At 67.5% G+C, this 24,604-nt stretch carries 21 protein-coding genes and 3 pseudogenes; 8 read left to right on the top strand and 16 right to left on the bottom strand.

What is annotated here, in order from left to right:
- Positions 1–34: 34 nt before the first annotated feature.
- From NR810_RS01485 to NR810_RS01500, 4 genes are all read right to left on the bottom strand, one after another.
- The gene (locus NR810_RS01485) at positions 35–3,724 is read right to left on the bottom strand and encodes a tetratricopeptide repeat protein (protein WP_257446627.1); all 3,690 of its coding nucleotides are present in this window, start codon (positions 3,722–3,724) and stop codon (positions 35–37) included.
- 279 nt (positions 3,725–4,003) lie between these two features.
- A complete protein-coding gene (locus tag NR810_RS01490; protein WP_257446631.1) occupies positions 4,004–5,539 on the bottom strand; it encodes a tetratricopeptide repeat protein in 1,536 nt (511 codons plus the stop codon).
- A 9-nt stretch (positions 5,540–5,548) separates the two neighbouring features.
- Positions 5,549–6,649, bottom strand: coding sequence for an outer membrane beta-barrel domain-containing protein (locus NR810_RS01495; protein WP_257446633.1), 1,101 nt, complete (start codon positions 6,647–6,649; stop codon positions 5,549–5,551).
- Between the two features lie 12 nt (positions 6,650–6,661).
- Positions 6,662–7,477, bottom strand: coding sequence for an outer membrane beta-barrel domain-containing protein (locus NR810_RS01500; protein ID WP_257446637.1), 816 nt, complete (start codon positions 7,475–7,477; stop codon positions 6,662–6,664).
- A gap of 265 nt (positions 7,478–7,742) precedes the next feature.
- Between NR810_RS01500 and NR810_RS01505 the strand changes: the two genes are divergently transcribed.
- Entirely contained in the window at positions 7,743–7,955 is a 213-nt protein-coding gene (locus NR810_RS01505) for a hypothetical protein (protein WP_407653754.1), read from the top strand.
- Between the two features lie 67 nt (positions 7,956–8,022).
- Here the strand turns inward: NR810_RS01505 and NR810_RS01510 are convergent, their stop codons facing one another.
- Entirely contained in the window at positions 8,023–8,952 is a 930-nt protein-coding gene (locus tag NR810_RS01510) for an NADP-dependent oxidoreductase (protein WP_257446640.1), read from the bottom strand.
- Positions 8,949–9,428 carry an ester cyclase gene (locus NR810_RS01515; RefSeq protein ID WP_257446642.1) on the bottom strand — a complete coding sequence of 160 codons (480 nt, stop codon included), beginning with the start codon at positions 9,426–9,428 and terminating at the stop codon, positions 8,949–8,951. The genes NR810_RS01510 and NR810_RS01515 overlap by 4 nt, the downstream gene beginning before the upstream one ends.
- Before the next feature lie 93 nt (positions 9,429–9,521).
- Between NR810_RS01515 and NR810_RS01520 the strand changes: the two genes are divergently transcribed.
- Both NR810_RS01520 and NR810_RS53005 read left to right on the top strand, forming a co-directional pair.
- Positions 9,522–10,514, top strand: a complete 993-nt coding sequence (locus NR810_RS01520; RefSeq protein WP_257446644.1) for a LysR family transcriptional regulator — start codon at positions 9,522–9,524, stop codon at positions 10,512–10,514.
- Positions 10,515–10,744: 230 nt separating this feature from the next.
- Positions 10,745–10,945, top strand: a pseudogene (locus tag NR810_RS53005) (IS701 family transposase); the annotation flags it as partial.
- Between the two features lie 73 nt (positions 10,946–11,018).
- Here the strand turns inward: NR810_RS53005 and NR810_RS01525 are convergent.
- The gene (locus NR810_RS01525; RefSeq protein WP_257446647.1) at positions 11,019–11,516 is read right to left on the bottom strand and encodes a hypothetical protein; all 498 of its coding nucleotides are present in this window, start codon (positions 11,514–11,516) and stop codon (positions 11,019–11,021) included.
- Between the two features lie 517 nt (positions 11,517–12,033).
- Between NR810_RS01525 and NR810_RS01530 the strand changes: the two genes are divergently transcribed.
- Positions 12,034–12,258: a hypothetical protein gene (locus tag NR810_RS01530; RefSeq protein ID WP_257446648.1), complete on the top strand. Its 225-nt coding sequence runs from the start codon at positions 12,034–12,036 to the stop codon at positions 12,256–12,258.
- Here NR810_RS01530 and NR810_RS01535 read toward each other — a convergent pair.
- The 4 genes and pseudogenes from NR810_RS01535 to NR810_RS01550 all read right to left on the bottom strand — a co-directional run bounded on the left by NR810_RS01535 (position 12,255) and on the right by NR810_RS01550 (position 15,635).
- Positions 12,255–13,049 (bottom strand): hypothetical protein, encoded by a 795-nt coding sequence (locus NR810_RS01535; RefSeq protein ID WP_257446650.1) that lies wholly within the window; start codon positions 13,047–13,049, stop codon positions 12,255–12,257. The two genes, NR810_RS01530 and NR810_RS01535, sit on opposite strands and share 4 nt — an antisense overlap.
- 370 nt (positions 13,050–13,419) lie before the next feature.
- Positions 13,420–13,898 (bottom strand): annotated as a pseudogene (locus NR810_RS01540) (IS66 family transposase); the annotation flags it as partial.
- A 649-nt stretch (positions 13,899–14,547) separates the two neighbouring features.
- Positions 14,548–15,291 (bottom strand): hypothetical protein, encoded by a 744-nt coding sequence (locus NR810_RS01545; RefSeq protein WP_257446652.1) that lies wholly within the window; start codon positions 15,289–15,291, stop codon positions 14,548–14,550.
- Positions 15,292–15,350: 59 nt separating this feature from the next.
- A complete protein-coding gene (locus NR810_RS01550; protein WP_257446654.1) occupies positions 15,351–15,635 on the bottom strand; it encodes a hypothetical protein in 285 nt (94 codons plus the stop codon).
- A 228-nt stretch (positions 15,636–15,863) separates the two neighbouring features.
- Here NR810_RS01550 and NR810_RS01555 point away from each other — a divergent pair, with 228 nt between their 5' ends.
- Positions 15,864–16,127 carry a M20/M25/M40 family metallo-hydrolase gene (locus NR810_RS01555; RefSeq protein ID WP_257446656.1) on the top strand — a complete coding sequence of 88 codons (264 nt, stop codon included), beginning with the start codon at positions 15,864–15,866 and terminating at the stop codon, positions 16,125–16,127.
- A 161-nt stretch (positions 16,128–16,288) separates the two neighbouring features.
- Here the strand turns inward: NR810_RS01555 and NR810_RS53010 are convergent.
- Positions 16,289–16,474 (bottom strand): annotated as a pseudogene (locus NR810_RS53010) (transposase); the annotation flags it as partial.
- Positions 16,475–16,687: 213 nt separating this feature from the next.
- On the bottom strand, positions 16,688–17,560 hold the full coding sequence (locus NR810_RS01560) for an SDR family oxidoreductase (protein ID WP_257446658.1): 873 nt from the start codon (positions 17,558–17,560) through the stop codon (positions 16,688–16,690).
- A 124-nt stretch (positions 17,561–17,684) separates the two neighbouring features.
- Between NR810_RS01560 and NR810_RS01565 the strand changes: the two genes are divergently transcribed.
- Positions 17,685–18,407 carry a TetR/AcrR family transcriptional regulator gene (locus NR810_RS01565; protein ID WP_257446661.1) on the top strand — a complete coding sequence of 241 codons (723 nt, stop codon included), beginning with the start codon at positions 17,685–17,687 and terminating at the stop codon, positions 18,405–18,407.
- 445 nt (positions 18,408–18,852) lie between these two features.
- Positions 18,853–20,025, top strand: a complete 1,173-nt coding sequence (locus NR810_RS01575) for a M23 family metallopeptidase (RefSeq protein ID WP_257446668.1) — start codon at positions 18,853–18,855, stop codon at positions 20,023–20,025.
- Positions 20,026–20,072: 47 nt separating this feature from the next.
- Here NR810_RS01575 and NR810_RS01580 read toward each other — a convergent pair whose 3' ends face one another.
- Both NR810_RS01580 and NR810_RS01585 read right to left on the bottom strand, forming a co-directional pair.
- Positions 20,073–20,972, bottom strand: a complete 900-nt coding sequence (locus tag NR810_RS01580) for a hypothetical protein (RefSeq protein WP_257446670.1) — start codon at positions 20,970–20,972, stop codon at positions 20,073–20,075.
- Positions 20,973–21,069: 97 nt separating this feature from the next.
- Positions 21,070–21,852: a Uma2 family endonuclease gene (locus NR810_RS01585; RefSeq protein ID WP_257446672.1), complete on the bottom strand. Its 783-nt coding sequence runs from the start codon at positions 21,850–21,852 to the stop codon at positions 21,070–21,072.
- A 257-nt stretch (positions 21,853–22,109) separates the two neighbouring features.
- Here NR810_RS01585 and NR810_RS01590 point away from each other — a divergent pair, with 257 nt between their 5' ends.
- Positions 22,110–23,432 (top strand): Ig-like domain-containing protein, encoded by a 1,323-nt coding sequence (locus tag NR810_RS01590; RefSeq protein ID WP_257446673.1) that lies wholly within the window; start codon positions 22,110–22,112, stop codon positions 23,430–23,432.
- 45 nt (positions 23,433–23,477) lie between these two features.
- On the opposite strand, the gene NR810_RS01595 is transcribed toward NR810_RS01590, so the two are convergent.
- Positions 23,478–24,470 (bottom strand): extracellular catalytic domain type 1 short-chain-length polyhydroxyalkanoate depolymerase, encoded by a 993-nt coding sequence (locus NR810_RS01595; protein ID WP_257446675.1) that lies wholly within the window; start codon positions 24,468–24,470, stop codon positions 23,478–23,480.
- Positions 24,471–24,604: the final 134 nt, after the last annotated feature.

Raw genomic sequence — 24,604 nt, forward strand, 5'->3', positions numbered from 1 at the left:
CCTGCGGAATCCCTTGGATGCATCTGAGTCACCTTCACGGCCGCACCTCCCCCGAAGCGGAGGACGGCATGAGCGAGGCCTCGGTCGAGGGCTGCTCGGGAGCCGCCGGAGCGGCGGGGGCCGGAGTGGCGGGCTGAGGAGTGGCACCGGCCTGACTGGTGTCCGGGAGGCCCGGCTCCTTGGCCACGTCGGCGGTGACGAAGAACTCGCTGCCGCGGAAGGGCACCTGGCGCACCTGCGCGTAGGCCCCCGGGTGGTAGCGGTTGACCTGCTCCTGCGCGGCCAGCGTCCACTCGTTGTAGAGCGCCAGCTCATAGGCCTTGCCCAGCGCCTTCTCGAGCGCCTCGTTGGCCTTGTCCTCCAGCGGGAGCGCGAGGTTCTCCAGCTCGCCGCGGTACATGGCGAGCTGCTCCTCGTCGAGCCCCGACGGATCCGGCGACTCGAGGATGTTGCGCGCGAAGTCCGAGTAGGCGAGGCCGACGCGGGTGAGCGCGGCGATGCCCCACTCTCCCGAGCCGGTGGCCAGCACGTCCGTGTAGGCCTTCTCCACCTTCTGGATGGACTGCTGCTTGGCGGCCAGGTCACGCCGGATGGTGGCGACGTTCTTGAACTTGATGCCCACGTAGCGCTGCCAGTCGCCCTCCACCGCGAGGAAGCGCGCGTGGCCGTAGGCGTTGAGGAGCTCCGGCCGCTGCTTCTCCTCCGGAGACAGCCGGGCCCAGCCGCGGACGAGCTCGTCCTGCACGCGCTCGATGTTGCGCGCGTCCTTCACCTTCCGGTAGGCGAGCAGCTGCTGGTAGCGCGCCAGGTACACCTGGCCGGCCGCGGTGCGCGAGTCCTTCCCATACGCCTCGGTGAAGGATTCGAAGGCACGGGCCGCCTCGGCCCACTTGCCGTCCTTCTCGTGGACGAGCGCGATGTTGTAGGCGATCTGCGGCACGTCCGGCCGGTCCTTGAAGCGCGTCAGGTACGCGCGGTAGGCGGTGATGGCCTTGTCGGACTCGCCCACGCCCTCCCACCAGAGGCCGGCGTTGAAGAGGGCATCGGCCACCCACTTCTCGGCCTCGGCGAGCAGCTGGCGGCGCTCGGCGTCCTTGCCGGCCCGGGCCTCGTCCGTGCCCTGCGCGTCGTTGGACCTGGACTCCTTCGCCTTCGCGTCCTTGCTGTCCTTGCCCTTCTTGGAGGAGGCCCTGGCCTGCTTGTCCTTGCCCTGGGACGCCTGGGGCGCGAACGCGCGGGTGGCGGTGTCATAGGTGTCCACGAAGGCGGCGTACATGGCGGCGGCCTTGCGGAACTCGGCGAGCTTCTCGTAGAGGCGCGCGAGCGTGTAGCGGACCTTGGGCTCGAAGATGCTGCCGGAGTAGTCCGAGAGGACGCGCTCGCCGGCCTGCACGCCTCGGTCGATCTGCCCGGCTTCCTGGAAGATGACCATGGCGGAGGTGAGCGCCCGGTCCGCGTTGTCGGACCTGGGGAACTCCTTCACGTAGTCGAGGAACAGCTCGGCGGCCTTAGCCGGGTTCTTCTCCTTCTGATAGACGACCTCGTGGATCCACTTGTACTGCGAGCCCTCGACGACGCGGGCCACGCGCGCGGCGAACTCGGGGCTGGGCTTGAGCAGCTTCTCGTTGGCGAGGAACTGCCGTGACAGCTTGTTGAGCTCCAGCCACTCCTCGCGCGACTCGAGCACGTACATGGTGAGGTCGGCCGCGTCACGCGAGCGCCGCTCGGCGGGGAACTTGTTGATGATTTCCCCGAAGCGCCGGGCCGCGTCCACGTAGTGGTGCCGGTCGTAGACGATGAGGGCCGCCTGGTAGCGCAGGTCGATCTCGTCCGGGTTGTCCGGGTAGAGCTTGTTGTAGGTGTCGCAAGCGGCCACCAGGCGCTCCTCGAAGCGCGTGAGCGGCTCCTCGGCCTGATCCGTGCCCTTCTTGGTGAGGCGGCCCTTCTTCTCCACCTGGCCCTTGGACTTGTTCTCGTCGACCTTCTGGCCGTCCTTGAGCTCCGTCTTGGCGAGCTGGCCGCGCTCGATCTTCACGAGCTTGTCGTAGGCCATGATGGCCGCGAAGGACGCGTTCTTGCGGTACTGCTCGTTGGACACCTCGCGGGCCGAGTCCCGGTCGGGGACCTGGAAGGCGACGACGGCGTCGTACTGGACGGCGGCGGCCTCCCACTCCTCCAGGGCCCAGAGGATCTCCGCGTAGAAGAACCGCATGTTGAAGGCGTAGTCGGAGATGAACTCGGGATCGTTGCTGGAGGCGAAGGTATCGACGTACTGCTTGTAGATGTCGCGGGCGAGCCGGTACGTCTCCACCTGGCGCGTCTTCTGCGCCTCCTGGTGGTAGTCCGTCACCATCACGCGCATGGCCTCCTCGGTGACGCCGAAGGCATTGCGCAGCACCGGCTTGTTGCCGGCGTTGGCCTGCCACCACTCGCCGCCGGGCCGGTACAGCTCCACCATGCGCTTCATCTCCGCGCGCACCTGGTCGCGCTTGCGCAGGCCCTCGAAGGACTTGACGATGGACTGCTGGTACTCCGGCGCACCGGGGCCCATCGGCTTGTCCTGGATGAGCGTGCGGTACGTCTCGATGGCGCTGTCGTACAGGCCCACGTCCATGAGCTGCACGGCCATCTTGGAGATCAGCCGCTCCTGCCGCTTCTCGGGAGCCTTCTGCTTGAAGTAGGCGATGCCGTCCTGGGCCCGGTCCAGCTTGACGTAGAAGACGATGACGTCGTTGAGCGACTCGGTCTTGAGGTCACCCAGCTCCTCGCCGCGCTCGCCGGCGTAGTCCACCACTTCGTGCAGCTTCGCGAGGCCCTCGTCATAGGCGCCCGCGTTGTAGTCGCACCACGCCAGCTTGTAGACGGCGTAGGCATACACCTTGGGAACCTTCGACTCGCGCGCCTTCTCGTAATACTCGCGCGCCTCCTTCAGCTTGTTGTTGTCGAAGTAGTGGTTGCCCAGCTGGACGTAGGTGTCCGGGACGAACTGCGACTGGGGGTACTCCTGGATGAGCTGGTGGTAGCGCTTCACCGCGTCGTCGCGCCGGCCGAGCTCCTGCAGGTTGTAGCCCAGGTAGAAGAGGATCTCGTCGCGCTGCGGCCACTCCGCGTAGCCGCTCAGCAGCTCCTCGTAGATGCGCATCGTCTCGGCGCGGTAGCGCTCGCTGTCGCGGTGATCCTCCTTGGGAGGCTCCTGCTTCTCGCCCCGGGCGGTGGCCGCGTCATGGGCCTTCTCCGCGGCCAGGTAGCGGTTCATCTCCTGCTGGTAGAGGTACTTGGACTTCTCCCAGTAGAGCTCGGCCAGGCGGTAGAGCATGTCCGCCCTGCGGTGCGAGCCTTCCTGGAGCTTGGGAATGAGGCGCTTGAAGCCCTCGATGGCCTCGTCGCGCTTGCGGTCCGCCAGCCCGTCCTTCTTCTCGTCGGCGATGCGGGGCGCATTGGCCATCGACGAGGGACCCATGCGAGCGGGGCCCATGCGCGCCGGACCCTCGCGCTCCTTCTCAGCGGACGAGGGGCGCTTGGCCTCCTTCGCATCCGTGGATGCCTTCGCGTCCTTGGATGCCTTGACCTCCCTGGCCTCCGGACGCGGGGGGTCCTGGCGCTTGGAATCACGCTGCACCGCAGCCTTGGAGGGCTTCCGGGTCGGCTGTGCCGCCTCCCCTGCCCCGCCCGCGGTGAGCGCCACTCCCACCGCCAGCGCACCGAAACGAAGGACCGCCTTCATGCGAGCTCCTGAGGTGGGCTCGAGGGAATGGAGGGCGCCCGGCGACCGGCTCTCACCGTCCGCGTCCCGCCCCATCGCCTCCCTGACCACCCACCGAAAGGGACGGTTGAAAGTAGACGCGCACCATTGGAATGAGAAGTGCTCCACCCCCGGGGATCCACGCGATATCGCTCGGGTTGGCACACCGATGTTCAGACACTGAACACGCACGAAGGGGCGGCACCCGGCGCGTGATGCGCGGGCCCGCCCCTCGTGTCCTCCACCTGACGTGTCTGGCTTCTACTTGCCCTGGAGCTTCGCCGGGCAGCCACGCTTGAGCGTGTATTGGTAGTAGCCGATCTCGTCGCGCCAGAACTCGCCCTGGAACTTCCAATAGTTCCAGGCCGCCCCCGGCATCTTCGGCCGGTAGATGGACTGGCTCTTGAGCAGGGCCTTCTGATCCACTCCGGCCAGCAGCAGGTCCTTCTCGTCGAGCGCCGTCTGCACGCGGATGATCTCCGCCTGATCCGCGAAGGTGCGCAGGTTCTGCGCGGCCTCTTGGAGGCGGCTCTTGGCGAACCTGCCGCCGATCTGCATCAGCGTGCCGCGCACCTGCTCGAGCGAGGACACCGTCTCCGGCACCAGACCCGTGCCGCGCCAGGCGCCCAGCTCGTTGGCCATGCGCTTCTCCGCGTCCACCTGGGCGATCATCCGCATCACGTCCTGGATGCGCTCGTTGTCGCGAATCCAGAGGTAGATGGGGCCCGGCAGCCGCCGGTTCTCCGCCGCCACCAGGTTGTAGGCGCTCAGGAGATCCAGCTGCTCCCCGGAGAACGGCTCGAGCTGCTTCGCCATCGGCTCATACAGCTTGTCGTAGGCCGCCAGCGTGGTCTTCACCTCGTCGAAGAGGCAGCTGTAATAATAGACAGTCGCCTTGAGGATCCACGACTCGGGCTGGAAGGCGCCCTCGAACTGGGGAGCGTGCAGCGCCTGGAGGCTGCCGAGCGCACCACCGAAGTCCTCGCCCTGGAAGCGGGCGAAGCCGTTCTCGAAGAGGGCCTGATCCCAGAACCGGCCGTAGCGCGGCACCGCCTCGTAGGAGGCGATGGCCGGCGGGTACTCATGGCGTCCGTAGTGCAGACGCCCCATGCCCAGCAGCGCGAGCTGCTTCACCTCGTCATGGGCGATCTGTGGACCCTTCGCGTCCAGGGCACTCTGGAAGGCGGCCAGGGCGGCCTTGTCCAGCGTGTCCGCCTCGGCGGGACGGCCCGGGAAGTGGGGATCCGCCAACACCACGCCCAGCAGGTAGCGGGCGCGGGCGTAGACCCGGCTATCGGACGGCACGGCCTCGAGCAGGGCGCGCGCCTCCTCGAAGCGGCCGCGGCGCTGGCTGATGGTGCCCACCATGTAGTTGACGCGGGCGAGCACCTCCTTGGGCAGCTTCACCCACCGGTCCCGCACCTCGGGCGTGTAGGCCTTGTCGAGGATGTTGGGCACGAGGTTCTGCTCGTTCAGCTTCTGCTGCACGTCCACCAGCCCCTCCAGCGCCTGGAGGTAGTTGGGGTGGCTGGGGCCGGTGTTGACGATCTGCGCGTAGGTGACGAGCGCGCTGACGGGCATGTCCTTGCGGGCGAAGGTCTGCGCCAGGTAGTACTCGGACTTGGCGCGCACCTCTTCGTCCGCCGCCTTGGCGGACAGCTCGAAGAAGCGCGGCGCGGCGGCGTCCAGCTGGCCCGCGTTGAAGGCCGCGAGCGCCTGGTTGTAGGCGTTCACGTCCTGCGCGGAGGCGGCCAGCGGCGCGAGGACCAGGAAGGTAGCGAGCAGGAGTCGTTTCATGGCGCGGGCTCAGAAGAGGTAGGAGAAGCCGGCGTAGAAGCTGACGTTGTTGAGCACGTCCGAGGAGGGATTGCCGACCAGGTCCTTCCCCAGGACGATGTCCTCGCGGTAGTTCTTGCGCGTCTTCGGATCCACTCCGTCGAACTTCTGGAACTGGCAGCTGCCGCTCAGCCCCAGCTCCGAGAAGGGGCGGCCCGTGCCCCGGCCGTCCTCCAGCTTCTGGAAGTCCTGAAGGTCGCACCCGTCCACGCGATCCACGCGGGCCGTGTAGACGAGATCGCGCACCTCCAGCCGCACGGCCATGGAGTCGCCGAACTGCACGCGGAAGCCGCCGCCCACCGAGCCGAGGAACTTCGTGCCCGTGTCACCGAAGCGCGCCGGGACGGTGAACTGCTGGCCGTCCACCTCGTTGGTGACGTCGGGCCGGATCAGCACGCGCGAGGAGCCGATGCCCGCTCCGCCACTGAGCACCAGGCTGAACTGCAGCAGGTGGTTGTCGTAGAAGGCGAACTTGCCGTAGAGCGGCGTCACCTCCACGCCCGCCTGCGCGCCCCATACCAGCAGCAGCGCCGAGGCCGCCTGCGCCTGCTCGCGCACCTTGTCGATGAGCTCCAGGTTGAAGAGGCTCTCGTTCGAGTACCAGTTGTACTGGGTGGAGAGCTGAAGGCCGAAGTTCTCCTGCAGGTGGTACGTGTAATGGAGCGCGCTGCCGGCGTGCTGGGTGAACCGGCCGTTCACCTGCGCCACCACCGGGTAGAGCGCGAACTCGTGCCGGCCCTCGTCCGCGAAGCGCTTCTTCTGCACCACGTGGACGGCCACGTTCGGGTTGTGCAGCGGCGCACCGTTCACCAGCCGCTGCTGGTTCGGATCGGCGATCGGCTGCAGCTCGGGCCCCGCGGCCAGCGGCGCGTCCGGCACGGGCGCGGGCGCCTGGGACTCCACGGGCGCCGGCTCGGGAGCGGGAGGCGCGGGCTGCTCGGGCTCGGGCTGCTTCGGCTCCGGCTTCACGGGAATGGGCGCCGTCTCCGAGGGCGCCGACGGAATCTCCTGGGCCAGGGCTGGCGCGGCGGCCGCCGCCAGGAGCAACGCGAGGAACGAGGTGGATCGCATGAGACGTCAGCCTCAGAAGATGAAGGTGTAGCCGAGGTCGAACTGCACCAGGTGCGTCAGGCCCGGATCGCGCGCGGGCTCGCCACTCTCCCGCCCCGCCTCCCAGTCCTCGCGCACCACGTTCACGCGGTACTGGTCCGTGTAGACCCAGTCGCGCAGCTCGAAGCGGATGGCGTGCCCACTGGCCACGAAGAAGCGGAAGCCCACCGCTCCGGACACCACCGGCGCCATGCGCGTTTCGGTGCGCCAGTAGTTCTCCTTCGCGGTGGAGGCGTCGAGCGGGTCCGTCCGGTTGTCGCAGATGCCCAGCTCGCGGTTCTGCACGTTGGTGCACTGGATCACCGACTGGCGCCGCAGCGAGGCCAGCCCGCCTCCGCCCCAGAGGTACGCCTGGAAGTGCGCCGTCTCGTCGGCCAGCAGCGACAGCTTGCCGTAGATGGGTGCCCAGCGGGCCCCCACCACGCCGTGGAGATTCATCTGCCACATGTCCTCGAGCTCGTCCGTGATCTTCTTGTCCTCACGGTTGAGGAAGCTCTCGGAGATGGAGCGCGCCAGGCCCGTGTGGCGGCTGAGCGCGTAGCCAGCGCGCGCCTCCAGGCCGAACGTGTTGAAGAGGTTGTAGGCCACGCCAACGTTGAGGTTGTAGTGCGCCGTGAGGTACTCGCGCACCGGCAGCCCCACCGAGATGGACACCTCCAGGTGCTCCTCTGGAGAGAAGAGCCGGTGGCGCACCGCGGCCGGGTCCAACACCTGCTGTTGCGCCTGGGCGGACATCGCCGTCAGCAGCAACGCCAAGGAAGCGGAGAGTGGAAGCGTGCGTGCATTCATAGCCGTGTGGGGCCACGATGTGTGCACGCGATTTCCCACGCACAAGGGAGCGGACCTCACCTGTGGCGCGCAGTTCGCATCTCCGGGGCCCGAGGCGCCCACCAGCCAACGTTTCCGCCGTCAAAACCCGGGGAGCGAGCGAGGGGGCGCGGATCACTCCCCACGGCTCGTCGGATGGACAACACTCCGCCGCGGGTGCGATCTCCCAGGAAAAGGGGCTGCCCCCCTCGCGGGAGACAGCCCCTGACAGCTGGCGGAGCAACCCCTGAACGCACATCGGGTCGTCGAGCTGGGGCTGGGGCTCGCGCTGGACAAGGACACCGTCACCGTGGAGCAACTCCAGCAGGCGGTGGCCCGGGTCTCGAGCGAGCCGGAGTTCCGGACGAAGGTGCGGGCCATGCAGCAGGATGTTCGCGGTTCGGGGGGCTACCACCGCGCCGCCGAGGCCATCCTCGAGTTCCGGGCCCGCCAGGGTTGAACGAAGCGCGGAACGCGTCTCGCTGTACACCAGGCGGGGCTCAACGGGGGAGTTGCGCTCCGTGCCCTCAGTCTGGCTTCAGGATGATCTTTCCGTGCGCTCGGCCCGAGGCCTGATGGCGAAGCGCGAGCTCCAGCTCCTCGAGCGGGTGTTTCCGGTCCACGAGGACTTGGAGCGAGCCGGCGTCGCAGAGTCCGGAGAGCAGGCCGAGGCGCGTGGCATCGGTCTTGTGGCTCATTCGTGAGGCCGACACCGCGTGCGCCTTCGCCAGCGCCTCATCCGGCGGTGTGGTGATGCTGACGAGAACGCCGCCTGCGCGGAGGACCGGGAAGGAGCGCTGCTGCGTCTCCCCGCCGACCGTGTCGAGCACGACGTCGACGCCGGACAGTGTCGTGGAGAAGTCCTCCGTCCGGTAGTCGAGCACCTCGTCCGCGCCTAGCCGCCGCACGAGCTCCACCTGGGGGCCCGACGCCGTGGCGATAGTCCGGGCGCCCGCGAGCCTCGCGAGCTGCACCGCGAAGCTGCCGACGCCGCCCGCGCCCGCGTGGATCAGCACGGTCTGACCGCGCGTCAGGCGGGCGGTCTCGAACAGGGCCTGCCAGGCAGTACCGGCCGCAGTGGGCAGCCCGGCCGCTTCATTCAACGACAGGTGGGCCGGAGCGGCGGCCACATGCGTCGCGGGAACGACGGCGTATCGGGCGAAGGCGCCCCCGCGCACGGGATCCGGACGCGCGATGACCCGGTCTCCCTTGCGCCAGCGCGCTGCGAGCGGGCCAGCGCCCTCGACGGTACCGGCCAAATCGATGCCGAGCGTGTAGGGGAAGGAGAGGGGAAAGACCTCGCGCCGCTTGCCCCCCAGGAGCAGGAGATCGAGCGGGTTGAGGCTGGCCGCCTCGACGCGGATCAGCACTTCGTCGGGTCCGAACTCCGGCGTGGGGATGTCCTCGATGACCACATTCCCGAGGTCGCCATGACCATGAATACGAGCGGCCTTCATGACACGGCCTCCGAGGGGTTGGTGGAGTGGGCGGGCCAGGCTCCGACCTGGTGGAGCATCCCGAACCAGTCCTCGAGGTGCCAGGTGTGGGTGATCCGACCGTTCTCGAGGTGGTGGAACTCGTGGATGGGGACGTGGATGGCCTTCCCGGTGGGCGCGATGCCGAACCACTCCCCCTGGTGCGTGCCGGTGATGAGGGCGCGCACGCCGGCCCGGCCAGGCGCTCCAATGATTTCCTGGATGGAGATCTGGAGATCGGGAAACGCCGCGATGAAGCCCCGGATGATGGGTTTGAGCCCCTCGGGTCCCGGGCCCTGATCGGGTGCCAACGGAATGTCCTTCCAGTTCGTAGACAGCGCTTCATCGAGAAGATCCGGATTCTGCTCGTTGAACGCGCGGTAGAATATCTCGATGGAGCGCTGCTCGGTGGCTGTCAGCCCTGTCACCTGGGACGGCGCCGTGTCTTTCTCTCTCATGCGTGTCTTCGCCTCGTGGTTGGGTTTGGGACGCTCCCGACGAGGACAAGATAGGTGGGCTGGGATCATTATTGAAATCGATTGATAATATGTGTGATCATCCACGGCATGGATTTGCACGGCATCGATCTCAATCTGCTCGTCGCCCTCGACGCGCTCATGGCCGAGCGCAGCGTCACCCGGGCCGGGACGCGGATCGGAAGGACGCAGCCGGCGATGAGCGCCGCCCTGGCACGGCTGCGCGCGCTCCTGCGCGACGAGCTCTTCGTGCGGGCTCCGAGTGGGCTCCAGCCGACGCCCCGAGCGCTCGAGCTGGCCGAGCCGCTCTCGCGCGCTCTGGCGCAAATCCAGCGCACGCTGGAGTTCACCCAGGTGTTCGAGCCGGCCTCCTCGACAGGGACGTTCACGATTGCCTTGCAGGAGCATCCTGCCTTCGTCCTGCTCCCGCGCTTGGTCCTGGCCCTGCGCACAGTGGCGCCCCACATCACGTTGCACGTGCGCGGCTTCACGGCACGGGACGACGCGATCGGCATGTTGGATGCGGGTGAAGCGGACGTTGCCGTCGGGGTGCCTCCGGCATCGACCGACCGGATCCTCACGCGTCCCTTGTTCGAGGAGCGCTTCGTCTGCGTGCTGCGCAAGGAGCATCCGGCGGGCCGCAAACCGCTCGACCTCGAGGGCTTCCTCGCGCTGTCACACCTGCTGGTGTCACCCGAGAACGATCGCTTCGGCCACGTGGACGAGGAGCTCGCGAAGCGTAGCCTGAAGCGCCGGCTCGGGCTGACGCTCCCTCAGATGTACGCGGCGCCGAAGCTGGTGGCCTCTTCGGACATGATCGCGACCCTGATGGAGGGGGTGATCGAGGCCTCGGGGATGGCGCACGCGCTTCGCGTCTTGCCGCCGCCGGTGGAGTTGGCGCCCGCGGTCTTCGTCCTGTCCTGGCACCGGCGCAACGATGCGCATCCCGCGCAGCGCTGGTTCCGCGACTGCATCGCGGCCCAAGTCCCGGAGAGGGTGTCGAAGAACTCGAGCGACGCGACCCAGCACAACACGCGGCGGGAAGGAGAAAAGCGGAAGAGGCGCTGAGTTCGAGTTTCGCAGTTTTGAGCGACCAGAAGGAGCGAGCAGCGGATGAGCAGGTGGGCTGAGGGGCCCTCGCTCCCGGTGGCGCCTTCCAGCTTGCCTGAAGATGGCACAGGGGAGCGAAGCTGGAGAGCGCGTAGGCAGGACATTAGAAGTCATGCAGGAGAAGCTGACGGGAGAGGTGGGTTGCTGAACGGGTCAGACAACGCCTTGGCCCGACAGGGAGGCCCGCCATGATGCTGCCCGACATGTTCCTGCAACTGGTACTGCAAATGGGCACCAGCATGACGACGCCCACGCGCTGCTCGTTGGTGACGGTGGTGAAGGGTGTGCCCTTGCTGGCGCCGGGCCTCATGCCGCTCACTCTTGATGACACCCTGGCTCGCAAGCGCGGGTTGAAGGTATTCGGCGCCGGTATGCACCATGAGCCTCTTGGGCCGCCAAGCCATGGGAGATACCCTCCTCTGGCTCCAACGCCTCCGTCTTCACCTAACTTCCTGAAGCCCATTAGTCGAGCGTCATGGGCACCTCGAAGGGCCGTCCGTCGCCTACTCCATCGGGCCATCCAACGCCCTTCCCCTCCAGGATCTCCTCGTCGTCCCCCTTGCTCACGCGCCGCGCACGATGCCGGGCCCGCTCTGCCGCTCCGGCAACCTGGCCCGTGTCCGCCTCCACCGGCACACCGGCCTCGCGCTCCTCTGCTTGCGCGTCAGTGCCCTCCGGGTCCGTAACGACCTCCCCGGTCGTCGTTGCGGACGCCGCCTGGGCTTGGCCCGCCATCTCGTGTGGCCTGGGACTCGCACGCTGCACCCGCCACCGATGACGAGCACCGCCAGCCAGCATCCCCCCCATGGGATAGCCCGTCGCGCACGCCGCCTGCAGCGCGAGGAGCAACAGCACCACCACGCGCGACGGCCGCCACGGCCGGCCCAGCGCGCTCCGCCTGCCGTCGAGCTGCGTACCGCCGCCCTCCCCCACCCCAGGACTTCGGTTCTGCTCCGCCATGCCGTTGGTCTCCCCCAGGTGTAACAGGGCTCCTGTCCTTCCTATACGTCCATCGTGGGCCAGCAGGTGACGCTCACGTCGACGAACGCCTCCGCGTCGGCTCGCGCATCGACCTGCTCATCGCGCGACGTTCGCGGAAGAACCCGGTGCGGTTGACACCGTGACGCGAGCAGGGAACCCGCATGACTCAACCATGGCGTATAGGCGGGATAGAGACCATGTGGAGGGTGAGGGCTGGAGCGGAGGAGCCGAGAGGTGCTCCACAATCGCTCGCACCCCTCCCGCCTCCTTCACGTACGCCAGCACTCGCCGCCTGCCGCCACACCTCACGCTGGCGAACACGTCGAAGTCGAACGTCCTCCTGAGCAACTCGGCCCAGTCTCCTCGCGGCGTCTTCTCCTTCATCGGCTCCTTGCTGCCCGCTGCCTGGGGCGCCACTCTCGCCTCCTCCGCTCCGGCTTGGGGGACCAGAACTGGCCGCAGTTGCGCGCCTGGAGCAAAGACGCCGTGGAACCTCGTGAGGTTTGCCCGAGGCGGAGGTAACACGCTCGTCTTCACCCTGGAGAATCCCGGCGCCTCGCGCGGCCCCCGCGAGGGCAGCAGCGGCCTGCCCACGGTGGAGCGCCGGCTCGCCCTGGCCTACGCGGGCGGCGCCCGCCTCACCCTGAGCAGCGAGAACGCCCGCACCCGCGTCACCGTCACCCTGCCCCGCGCGAGTCCTCCCATGGGGCGCGTGATCTAAGGCATCGGCTGGTTGCCAGCGCCTTGGCGCTCCCCGCCTCGCCTCAGTCCAAGGCCCACGAAGCACACGACGCAGCCCAGCAGCAGAGGCAAGAGCGCCATGAGGCACCCGTCCCAGAGGGCCTCCACCGCGATACGTTGGTAGAACGTGTCGGCGTCGAGGAATGCGGGGGAGTAGAGGGGCACCAGGAGAAGAACGAGCACGGCATGGACCGTCACGAGGGGAATCACCCACCACCCGCTCCCACTCCGGCTCAGGAAGAAGAGCAGCGACGCCAGGAGCAGCGTGAGGAAGCCCACCTCGGTGAAGAAGTACAGCGGGACCTGCTCGCTCGCGAAGGAGACCGGCCGGTCCGCGAGGAAGGACGGGTGGACATCCGCATCCGTCAAGGGACGCCCGAGTTCCTTCTCCAAGGGCGCCCTGTCGAGGCGGTGCTCGGAACAGGCGGAGCTCCAGTTGGCGGAGATCAGGCGATACGGCCTTCCTGCCCAGGTCACCGTCCCCACACTTTCAGGGCCCTCGGTTCCAGGCAGCAGGTAGTAGCCCGTGCGGAAGATGACGGTCTCCGCATCCATCCACACGAGCGCCGCACCCGGACTCCCATCCCTCAGCCAGGAGGACAGGAGCGCGGCGACCTCCGGTGCGGTAGGAGCCCGGAGGGGATGGTAGGCATCGTACGCCGTCCTCTCCCCCTCCCATCTCAGGGGCACGAACGCGGCGACGAACAGGAGGGCGAAGGGGAGCGACAGCAGGAGGGCCCGGTGCGGCCGGAGTCGTCGTTTCAGGAGCATGAGCGGTAAGCAGATGAGTCGACCACCAGTACGAGGTGTTTGACATCTTCTCGGGGCCGGTGGGCCTCGCGCATCAGTTACCTACCCTCCACTCGCGTGGAATGCTTCGAGGATTTGTGCTGCTGACATCGTCGGAGTCACCTTCACCTCGCCATTCATGCTCTCGTCGCAGAAAAGGAGGGACACGTGAGAGGGCACGAGGGAGCGGCATCACTGGACGAACCCTGAAATCTCCCGAAGAGGGACACCTTCAAATGTGATGGAGCCCCTCGTCTTGTGCGTATAGGCGGGAGAGAGACGATGTGGAGGGTGAGGGCTGGAGCGGAGGAGCCGAGGAGTGCCGCTGACGGGGGCCGCCGGAGCACTCGCTCTGGGTGCCGAAGGACGTCTTCCTGTACATGATGGCGTGCCGGATGCAGCGCTCGCCGAAGTTGCTGGTGGGCTCCAGGCCCGGCACATCGACAAACGTCCAGAGACACTTCTCCCACTGGAGGATTTCCCGGGCCATGCCGGCCGTCCTCTTCTCCGCCCGCCGCGCCGCCTCGCGCAGCAGTTGGCCGACTGTACGTTCCACCCCGCGCATGCGCTTTTCGAATTGCTCGCGTGACAGGGTGCCGTCGCGCACGCGGTGGTACCATTTGAAGAAGCGGTTGCGCTCGCGCATGAGCTCCCGGCCTATGCGCCCGCCCCGGCCGCCCTGTCGATGAAGCCCTGGAAGTCGCGGGTGAGGTGTGCCTGGCACAGCTGCCGCAGCCCCGCGTCCACCCACTCGTAGGCGCTCCACCTGTCGGTGGTGAGGAAGCCTGAGAAGTCCTCGCCGAGCAGATGGCGGGCCACCTTGCCGCCGCGGAACACTTGCGTCTGTATCCACTCCCGGGAGAGGGATGCGAAGTCCAGCGTGTCGGGCTCTCCGTCCAGGAGCACCGCGCGCATCCGCTGCGTCGCGGGCTCGTCCCTGGTGGCCAGGAGCAACTCGCGCAGGCGCTTCAGGGCCGGCCGGGTGAGCGACTCGGGGAAGCGTGGCATGAGGAACGCCTGGCCCTTCAGCCCCACCTCCTCGACCAGCGGAGTCACCTCCCGGAGTGACACCTGGCTCACCTTCGGTCCCCTGGCCTGTTCCTGGTTCAGCACGTGCATCCGCGCGGTCGTGTAGGACTCGCCCGTCTTCTCCTGACGTGCGCGGACGCGCTTCTTCAAATTCTTCTTGAGGGTCATCGCCCACCTCTCGCGGCGCGAGAAGCCCCATGCGCTCGTCGCCCGCTCGAGAAGCGAGTGCGATGCGGACCCGCTGTCCGAGGAGAGGACTCCCCTTTGCCCTCCTGGCGCGCCAGGCATGGGCTGGCGAACGAGGGTTGCGCGTGGACCGACGCGCTCATCGTCAAAGCTATGGGTCCGGTTTCCAGGGTGCCAACGGAAGTGCGTGAGACAGCACCCGAGCCCAGAAGGCAGCCGGTGGAGCGACCCACGCGGCAAAGGCTTACTTGCCGGAGGGCATCACCTACGGAGGCCCCTCCTTGACGAGTCCAGGTACGCTCTCGTCCACCAGCGCGCCCTCGGAGAGCCGGAGCGTGTCGATGTTGAAGTAGTAACCCCACAGCATGCCGCTCACGCGGACCTCCTGTCCCTTCTGCAGTTTCTCCAGCCGGGCCTGGTGAATGGGGTCGAAGTCCACCTCCAACTGGAAGCGCAGGTCGCCCACGGGTAGCAACTGGAGACGACCGATACTGGGATACACCGTGTCCACGGTTCCCTTCCAGGACACCCAGTGCCCCTCGTACTTCTCCCGCCACAGCTGCTTGCGTTGCTCGAGGGTCCGGTCGGGAGTGTCGCGCATGTCCAGGACCACCTTCGCCGGCTCGATGGCCTCGAGCGGACGCTGCCCGGGAGGGAGTGGGTTGGCGCTGTACCGTGGCGCATCCATCCGGATGGAGTACACCGTCTCGTGGAGCACCACCCCGACTCCCACGAAACCGACGCACGTCAGCCCCACGATGCCCAGGGCGATCTTGGTCCCACGGGACCACGGCGGCACGAGCCACACGGCCAGACGCCAGAGCTGCCGCGAGAGGAACAGCACGAGGCCGATGATGAAGGTCACCCCGCCGCTGGCGGCCTTCGTCACCGCGGAGGGGGCGGGCGGTGGAGGACGTGCGACCCCACCCGGGCCCAGGTCACAGTGGTCGCAGTAGATGGTGCCTTCGACCAGGGGCGCGTTGCAGTTGGTGCATCGGCTCTTGTGCATGGGCAATCTCTCTACCGCAAGGTGCCTTTCGCGCGAAGACCTGCGAGAAGGCTCACCGATCACCGCGTGCCCTCGGTCAATCGAGGAGCATCTCGGCCGTCGCGAGAAAGGGGCGCCGGATCGCCGTGGACGAGCACGGCCCGTCCAGGCTCCGCCGCCGCAACGCGTCGCTCGGCGAATCGCAGCGCCTGGCTGAACACCTTCTCCGAGCAGGGCCGGTCGAGCTCCACCCACAGCCGACTCATCAGTTCGTGCAGCTCGCGCGCCTTCGCTTCCACTGCCGTCCGCGTGGGCTCCACCAGGGGTGGTATCTCCCACGCCCGCTCGAGCATGGCGGACGTCACGCCTGGCTGCCTGGCTCGGCCAGCGCCACGCCCTGACGCATCCGTCCGACTTCGAGCGTGGCACCGATGCCGGAGCGCTCCACCGCACACCGGCATCGTCGTTTCCGGTGACTTCCGCTGGGGGCTCGGTTCCAATCCGCCGCCATGAGAGTCCCTGGCCGCCCCCGGCAACGAGTCCCGCCCCTGCCTGGTGCTCACACGCTGGAGTTCCGCTTTCCGGGCAGTGGGATGGAGGGCATCGCCTGCCGGCTGGACTCGCCGGGGCTCCAGGCACTGAAGGAGGCGATTCAGGCGGTGCGCGGCGTGGCGCCCACGCCGTTCTCGCTCACCGGCTCGCTGCCGCTCGTGAGGGACTTGCAGCGCCAGGGCTGCGACGTGCAGATCACGGGCTTCGGCGACATGACCTACTACCACGCGCCCAACGAGCAGGCCCGGCTGGAGGACTTCCGGCAGGGCTTCACCATCCTCCGCGAGCTGCTCGTGCGGCTGTGAGGCACAGTCGGTCCGCGCCGCATCGTTCCAGCCGGCGGACCGGAAGGACCTGTCGATGTCGATGTCGGTGGAGCTGACGGAGCCGGGCTCGGGCCGTCGTCACTGAGTCCGAGGAGGGGCCACTGACGACGGGCGAGCCGGGTCGGGTCGACCAGAACTGGCCGCAGTTGCGCGCCTGGAGCAAAGATGCCGTGGAACCTCGTGAGGTGTGCCCGAGGCGGAGGTACCAGGGACGCTACACGCCGTAACAGTTCCAACCCGGCGGAACGTTTCGGGCCGCGCTGCACCTCGTCGCCGTGACAGGTAGAACGCGCCGGCGAACAGCGCCGCAATCGCAAGGCAGCCACCAGCGGAGGTCAGGTTTCCGCCATGAATGTCCGAGCATAGGAAGAATTCTTCGACCTGCTGCGAGCCTACGCGCGGCTCTACGCCGATGCCCCTCGGGCTTCCACCTTCGAGGAGCCCTGCGGCCCCGCCTCCTCCCCGGCGGGAGGTACCAGAGATGGAGCGGCAGAACGAACCGATGTGGGCAAGGCGTTAGCCGGTATCAGCGCGACCTGCTAAGCCGCTCGGCTCAGCTTCTCGGCAATCACCTCGCGCATGCTCGTCGGTGCACGCCCGAGCAACTTCCGCAGCGTGGGCTCGACGGCCGCGAACTCGCCGTTGCGGCTCGCGCGGTAGAGGCCAAGCGAGATGGCGACCACGGGCGCGGGCATTCCGGACGCCGTGAGCTTCGCGCGCATCTCCTCTTCCGATACAATGCTTCGACGAATCGGACGTCCGAGGACGCTCGACGCGATGTCGCACAGCTCTCCGAAGTCGAGCGCCTGCCCGGCCGTGAGCGACGGCGTCGGCCCGTCGTACTGACCCTCGTTCGCCAGAATGACCGCGGCCGCCTCCGCCAGGTCTGAGTGCGTGGTCCAGGAGACCTTTCCGTCCGCGGGCGCCTCAAGGACTCCCGCCTTCAGGCCCCGCTCCAGCAGGAACATCCCACTCGCGGCGTAGAAACCGTTGCGAAGCGCGGTCCACGCCAGGCCGGACTCGCCCAGCATCTGCTCCGTCGCCGCATGGTCGAGCATCGGCGGAAACGCCGACGAACGACTCGCGGCCATGTGGCTCGTGTAGACGATGCGCCGCGCGCCGGCAGAACGTGCGGCGTCGATGGCGGAGCGATGTTGGGCGAGGGGATCGCCGCCATGCGCGGCCGCATTCGACGAGACGATCAGGACCTGGGACGCGCCCTCGAAGGCGTGCGCGAGGCTCTTCGGCTCCGTGAAGTCGCCTCTGCGCACTCGGACGCCGCGTGCCGCCAGATCCTCGGCATTCTGCACATCCCGGACACTGACGGCGACCCGGTCCACCGGGACGCGGGTGACGAGTTTCTCCACGATGAGACGGCCGAGCTGCCCTGTCGCTCCGGTCACGACGATCATTGAACGCCCCTTGGGTTAACACTGGTAACGCCATCGCGTTACCATCGATAACATAGCTAGCATTAACGCCGTTATCAAGTCTTCGTTATCGCCGTTACTGACAGGGCGTGCTATCTCCATCCCCATGGAGGACCGCGAGAAGTTCGCCGCCGAAGATGCCGAGGGCCCTGATGTGCGAGCGCGCATCATCGAGGCCGCCGCGGAGCTCATCTCCTCCGGAGGTCCCGATGCCGCGACCACGCGGGCCGTGGCCGCCGCCGCCGGTGTGCAGGCGCCGACCATCTACCGGCTCTTCGGCGACAAGCGCGGCCTCCTCTCGGCCGTCACCGAGCACGTGTTGAAGAGCTACGTGTCGAAGAAGGCCGCGCTCACGCCGCACCCCGACCCGCTTCAGGACTTTCGCGATGGCTGGGACATGCACGTCGCGTTCGGCCTCAGCCATCCCGGGCTGTTCGCGATCATGAGCAGCGATCCTCATCCGGCTCGGCAGCCTGCTGCCGTCGGCGACGGGGAAGATGTGCTGCGACGGCGCATCCGGAACATCGCGCTCGCGGGCCGGCTGCGGGTCAGTGAGGAGCGGGCGCTCGGCCTCGTCACTGCGATGGGCACCGGGGTCGTGCTCACACTCCTGCGCCAGCCCGAAGGGCAACGCGACCTCGGACTCGCCGATGCCGCGCGCGAGGCGGTTGTGGCCGCGATCACGAGCGAGGCGGCGATACCCGCGAACGCAGATGTCCACGCGGTGGCCGCGGCGCTGCGCGCCTCCCTTGACCGGATCACGGTGCTCACCCAGGGCGAGCGCTTGCTGCTGAGCGAGCTGCTCGATCGCATCGCAGACGCCAGGTGACGGGTTCCCGGCCAACCTCCAGCAGGCGTAGCGCCCGATGACGCACCACCCTCAGCAACTGCTCCACCTCACCTTGCGTGGGCGGCGGCAACGCCTCGAAGCGCACGCCGCCCTCCCGCGGCACGAAGACGCCGTCCAGCACCAGCGAGTGGAAGTGCGGAGTCACCTGCAAGGCGGAGCCGAAGCTCCTGCAGGTCTTCGAACCGCGCCTCTCCCCACGCAACATCGCCCTCGTCGCGTCGAGGGCGGACTGACCCTGGGACAAAACTCGGCGGATGCAATGCGTCGGGCGTTTGACCGTCACGTCAATGCGGCTTGAGATTTCCTGTTCGGCGCGCAGAACGTCCGCATCCGCGGCCCAGGCTCCGCTACATTACGCGCAATCCTGACAACCGATGACTGGAAGATGCCGACCCATCTACTCTACCGCTGTGGGCTGACTTCAATGCTGCTGGCAGCCTCGACCTCTATAAGCGCCGAGGCCGCGACATTCGCGGAGCCGGCAGATGGTTGCCGGATGGCCGGGCCGTCCGCGGCTGCTCGTCCAGCCGTCACGAGTAACGCCCCCGTCTTTCCCCCGCCCCAACTCCAGATCCGCACACCGTTCGAACCGACGGCGTTTCCCAGCGCAGGCCACAATTACCTGATCTACGAAGTGCATCTGCAGAACTTCTCGGATGCCGCGATGAAGATAAGCGGAATTGAAGTCCTCGCCGTGGATGCTCCGGGTGCAAAGCCGATCGCGGCATTCGAGGCGCAGCAACTGCAGTCGCTGTTGATGCCGTTCGGCAGCGAAGCCGCGTCCGGCGAAGGAGACGACGGCGTCCGGCTCGCAGGCGGTCGGGCTGCCGTCGCATTTATCTGCCTGGCGTTCGAGAAGGGCTCGCAGGTTCCGCGCAGGCTGCGTCACCGTGTTGTCCTCGAGAATGCCGTTCTCGAGAGCACGGACGTCGAGGTTGCGCATACGCCGCTGCGAGTACTGGCACCGCCTGTCTCGGGGGCGGGCTGGATCGCCGCGAACGGGCCGAGCAATACCTCCCACCACCGGCTGGGACTGTTCACGACAGACGGTGCTGCCCGGATTTCCCGCCGTTACTCCATCGACTGGAAGCGGGTCAAAGACGACGCCTCGTTCGCCGGCGATGCGCGCGACGTCCGCTCCTACCATGCCTATGCCCAAGACGTCCTGGCGGTGGCCGAAGGCACGGTCGTCAGCACCGTGGATGGTATGCCGGACAATGTGCCTCGTACCTCGGCGGGGTTCAGTACGGCCGTGCCTGTCACGATGGAGTCGGCCCCAGGAAATCGTGTCGTCCTGGACCTGGGCGGCGGACAGTTCGCGTATTACGCCCATCTGCAGGCGGGCAGCATTGCCGTGAAGAAAGGCGAGCGCGTGCGACGGGGCCAACTATTGGGCCGTATCGGAAACTCCGGTGACTCCCGCGAGCCACACTTGCATTTTCAGCTGGCGAACGCGCCGCACATCCTGGGGGCAGAAGGCCTACCTTACGTCATTGACCGGTACCAGCTCAGGACGGAAAGCGGCACAGAAGAGCGCACGCGCGAGCTTCCGATTCGCGATATGCGGGTCGACTTCAAGGAAGCCAGAACGAGATAGCGATACCGAGCGGACTACTCCAACCTGTTGGCGGGGCAGGCTCATGCTCAATGGATGCTGAGGACCTGTTGGCACGCCTGGGGCAACAGCCGCGAGGACCTTCCCGCGATGCACGAGATGACAGTCGGCATCCCGCGCACCACCGCACCCGCGAAGTACGCTTCCCGCCGTTCACTCGAGTCGAGCATGCGCAGGTACGTGCACTCCGTCCTGGCGCCGTCGATGGCGCAGGGAAGGCGCGACTCCAGGTAGCTCGCCCGGGGGACGTCCTTGAACGTCAGCATGCCCTCCCGCACGGAGTCCCGCAGGCGGGAGGCATCGGAGAGCCGGGTCCAATCGAGCCGTGAGCCGTCGCCGCACTCGATCCGGCCGCTGCCATTCTCCGCCGTGAGGTTGCACCCGTCGGGCGCGACGAGCTCCCGGCCCGCCAGCGCGGCATCCGATTGCGCCACGGCCACCCCCTCCTCGGGGAGGGCCCTCCAGGGTTGCGCCGCGAGCTGCTCCAGCACCCGCCCACAGCGGGACTGCGGCTCCGGCGTGCCGCGGGCCGTGCAGAGGACCCGCCGCGCCCCCTTTCCCTTCACCGGCACGACGGCGAACACCGATGCCTCCTGCGCCTCGGGCCCCTTCGCACGCATGCGCAGGAGGCGCACCTTGCGGCCCGCCAGCGTGGCCTTCACCTCCTTGAACGTCACTCCCCCCTCGGCCTGTCTCTGGAAGGTGCGGCGGCTGCGCTGCCACAGCCTCTGGGCGGAGACGCCCGCGTGGTCCGAGAGGATGGCACTGAAGTCACCGCACTTGTAGCTCCACCCCTCACCGCCGAACGGCTCCGCCGTACAGCCCGCCAGAAGAGACTGCGGGCCCGCGTGGGCGGACAGCGGGCACACCGCCGCACAGAGCAGAAGGGCCAGGCCCGGCAGGAGACAGATGGAAGGGGCGCGAATCAACGGTGCTCAGCTTATCAGGACATTGCCGCACAAGAGAACGCTGGCTCGGCTCCAGGTTGAGGGCCCCCGGTGGGTGGTCTCGCAGGTTGATGGAGTTTCACGTGGCGGACCTGGTGCTCCCTCGCAGCCGCTCCAACTCGGCCTGGAGCTCCGCCAGGCGCCGCTCCGCCTCCTCGCGTCCCCGCTCCGCCTCCTGCCTCCGCCGCGCCTCCTCTTCGCGCAGCCGCTGCTCCTGCTCCAGCAGCTCATGGGACTCCAGCAGCCGCGCGTTGCCCACCCACAGCCGCAGCTTCCCCCCCGCCAACTCGAACTCCAGTCCCAGCACTTCCGATCGGTAGCGGCCCTCTTCCAGGGGAACGCGCTCGTACCGCCTCGCCTCGGCAGAGGGCAGCCGGTACGCCTCCAGCCGCTCCCGCGCCCGGTCGTAGATGAAGTACTCGGGAATGCCCAGCCGGGCATAGCGCTCCACGTTGTACTCGGCGTCCTTCTTGCGATCGCCGCCCACGTGGACCTCCATCACCCACTCCAACCCCTTGCCCTCGTAGCTCACCACCCACTTGTTGCGCGGGTGCGTCTCCACATCCCGCACCACCAGCAGGTCCGGCGCGAAGCGTCTCTCCCCCGGGTAGTACACCGGCAGTTCCGTGCCCAGGTACACCTGCCGCCGCTGCCGGGAGAAGAAGCCTCGGAGCACATCCAGCGTCTCCAGCTTCGCCTGGGAGTGCAGGTCCCCCTCCGGCATCGCCATCTCGTCCCAGGTCACCTCGCCAGGAAGTGACTCCACCACCTGCCCCTGCTCCTCCACACTCATCCGCTCCCACTCTTCTTGCGTGGGCGCCCGGGGGAAGCCTCCTCCACGCTCCTGTGTGCGCTGTGCCATTGCCCAGAGCCTGGGATGAGCCAGCGCGCACGTCAATCGCCCCCGCCCCGCCGCCTGAGCAAATGTCGGGCCGCTCACTCCGCCCCCTCGCTCCGCGTGCAAGGCGCCCGCGACCGTCTCCGGCTTCGTCCTCACCGTCTCCTTCCGCGAACACCCCGGCCCGAGGGGGACGTCAGAGGCACGGCCTCCAGCCCAGGGGAGACTGTTTGTGCCCTACGATACGCGGACTTCCCATCTACGGAATCGAGAGGTTCCCCATGCGTATCACGCCGGCTCCCTTCCTCGTGGTCCTGATGCTCTGCGCGTCCGCCTGCGGTGGTGACGGAGGTAATAGCGGTGGCGGCGACAACCCCGACCCGGTCAAGGCCAGGAACCTGATGGTGTGGTCCATCGACGTCACCATCGACGCGCCCTATATCCCCGCGCTCGCGGTGGGCCGAACCCTGGACCTGTCGGCCGCTGCGTTGGACAGCACCTCCACCGAGATTCCGGGCTCCGCCTCGGAAATCCGCTGGTCCACCTCCGACCCCACCCTCGCGGCCATCACCCACACCAGCGGAAGGAGCACCCAGGTGACGGCGTTGGCACCGGGGCGTGTGACCGTGACCGCTACCTTCAGCGGCACCCACCGGGAAGTTCCGTTGGTGGTCGCAAAGGGATACACGCTGACGGAGTTCAGTTCGCCGCGGCCTTGGGAGCGCGTGCTGGTGACGAACCTGAACGAGCACGGGCACGTGGTGGGGAGCCTTGATGGGCACCCGTTCACCGGGCGTGCCTTCCTCTGGAAGGACGGGGCGGTGATCGAGCTGGGCATTCCCGAGAGCGTGGCGTGGGACGTGAATGACAACGGCCAGGTGGTGGGCTCCTTCAATTCCAAGCCAAACACGATCCCCAACCTCATCCACCCGTTCTCGTGGCGGGACGGACAGATGACCGATCTGGCGCCAGGCCTCGAGGAACACACACACGCGGTCGCGATCAACAATCAGGGCGAGGTAGCCGGCTACACCAACGCCTTGTGGATGACTGGCGGGGAGCCGGCGCGTGCGATGCTCTGGCGCAACGGCCAGCTGAGCGAATTGGGTACATTCACGGGACGCGCGGCCTACGCCCTGGACATCAATCCCCAGGGAGACGTCGTGGGTTTCTACACCCCGGCCTCCGGGATTGACGTGCCATTCCTGCTCCACGAGGGGCAACTCTCGAGTCTGTCCGTGAAGATGGGCTCGGGCCAGGCGGTGGCCGTGAGCGAGGAAGGCACGATCGTGGGGAACAACGACGACGGCGCCTTCGTGTGGAAGGCCGGGACCATGACGTACCTCCCTCCGAACTTCGATCTGGCCATGCGGGTTTCCGACGTGAACCGGCACGGCCAGGTAGTAGGCCATGCGGAGGCGCGGCCCGGCAGGCCGCTGTCCCCTCCTCGCGCCTTTCTATGGCTGGACGGCACCGCGATGGATCTCTCGGGGCTGGTGGTTCAGCGGGGAGCGCCCCTCCGCCATGCCCGGGCCATCAATGATCGCGGCCAGATTGCCGTGGAGACCGAGCGGGGGGGCGCCCTGCTGACCCCGGTCCCCTAAGAGTGGCCTCACGCGCTCGCCTGACGTCTGGACCTCGAATCCAGATCAACGCGAGTGCTGTTTCAGGAAGTCCCACATGATGGAGGTGGCATCGGGACCGGAGGGGTCCGAGAACAGGTAGGAGGGATCTCCACCGGGCCAGGCGTGATCCATGCCCTGGAGCTCGTACTTCTGGACCAGCAGACGGCCGGCGTATTCGTAATCCTTGACGGTGTAACCGCGACCGCCGGGCACGCTGCCATACCAGACGCGAGTGGGCGCGTAGGGCACGCTGTCGTTATTGGCACCGTCATCACCGTAATCGTTGGTCTGCAGGAACTGCCGCACCACCTGCTCGCCGTTGATCGGGTTGACGACGGTATCCTCGGTGCCGTGGAGGACGAGCACGGGCACCTGCCAGCGAGGCCTGCCCGAGCACTCCCAGGCGTCACGGCCCCGGTCATCGGGGTGGTAGATGCTACCGAAGACCATGGCATAGACGCTGCCGGAGGCGGTGGTCGCCGCCTTGTACATCGCCCCGGCCCCCACCATGCCGGCGGCGAACACATCCGAATAGCAGGCGAGCAGGATGCTGGTCATGACCGCGCCCGCGGAGACTCCCCCGACATAGACGCGGTGGGTGTCCACCGCGTAATGACTCTTCACCCAGCCCACCATGCCCACGATGATGGAGGGCTCACCGAGGCCACGCTCCTGGTTGGTGGCGATCATGAAATTCCAACATTGTGTGCCATTGGTGATCGTCGCCTGGTTCGGGTAGAGCACCAGGAATTTCTCCGCGTCCGCTTTCTGATTCAGCCGCGAGAGGCCGGCGAATTGATCGGGATTCTGGAGGCAGCCGTGCAGCGCCACCACCAGCGGGAGCGCCTGTCCCGGCTGATAACCGGTCGGGACCCAGAGCTGGAAGCCTCGGGAGCCCCAGGCATTCACGTAGGTGCCATGAACCCACGAGCCGGCGTGGGCCGGGGCTCCAGACAGCGCGACAAGCACGAGCAACAACACACCGATGCGCGCGACAACGCCATCACTCCGATTCATGGTCCTCTCCCTGCCACCTGCTTCAGCGTGGGCACTTCATCCGCGTCCTCCCAGCATGCGGAGCGCCAGCTCGGGGACACATGACCGTCCTTGCTGAACGAACGTTCGCTCACGTAGACTCCATAACATCACCT

It is taken from the genome of Archangium lipolyticum (genome assembly GCF_024623785.1).
Classification (GTDB): domain Bacteria; phylum Myxococcota; class Myxococcia; order Myxococcales; family Myxococcaceae; genus Archangium; species Archangium lipolyticum.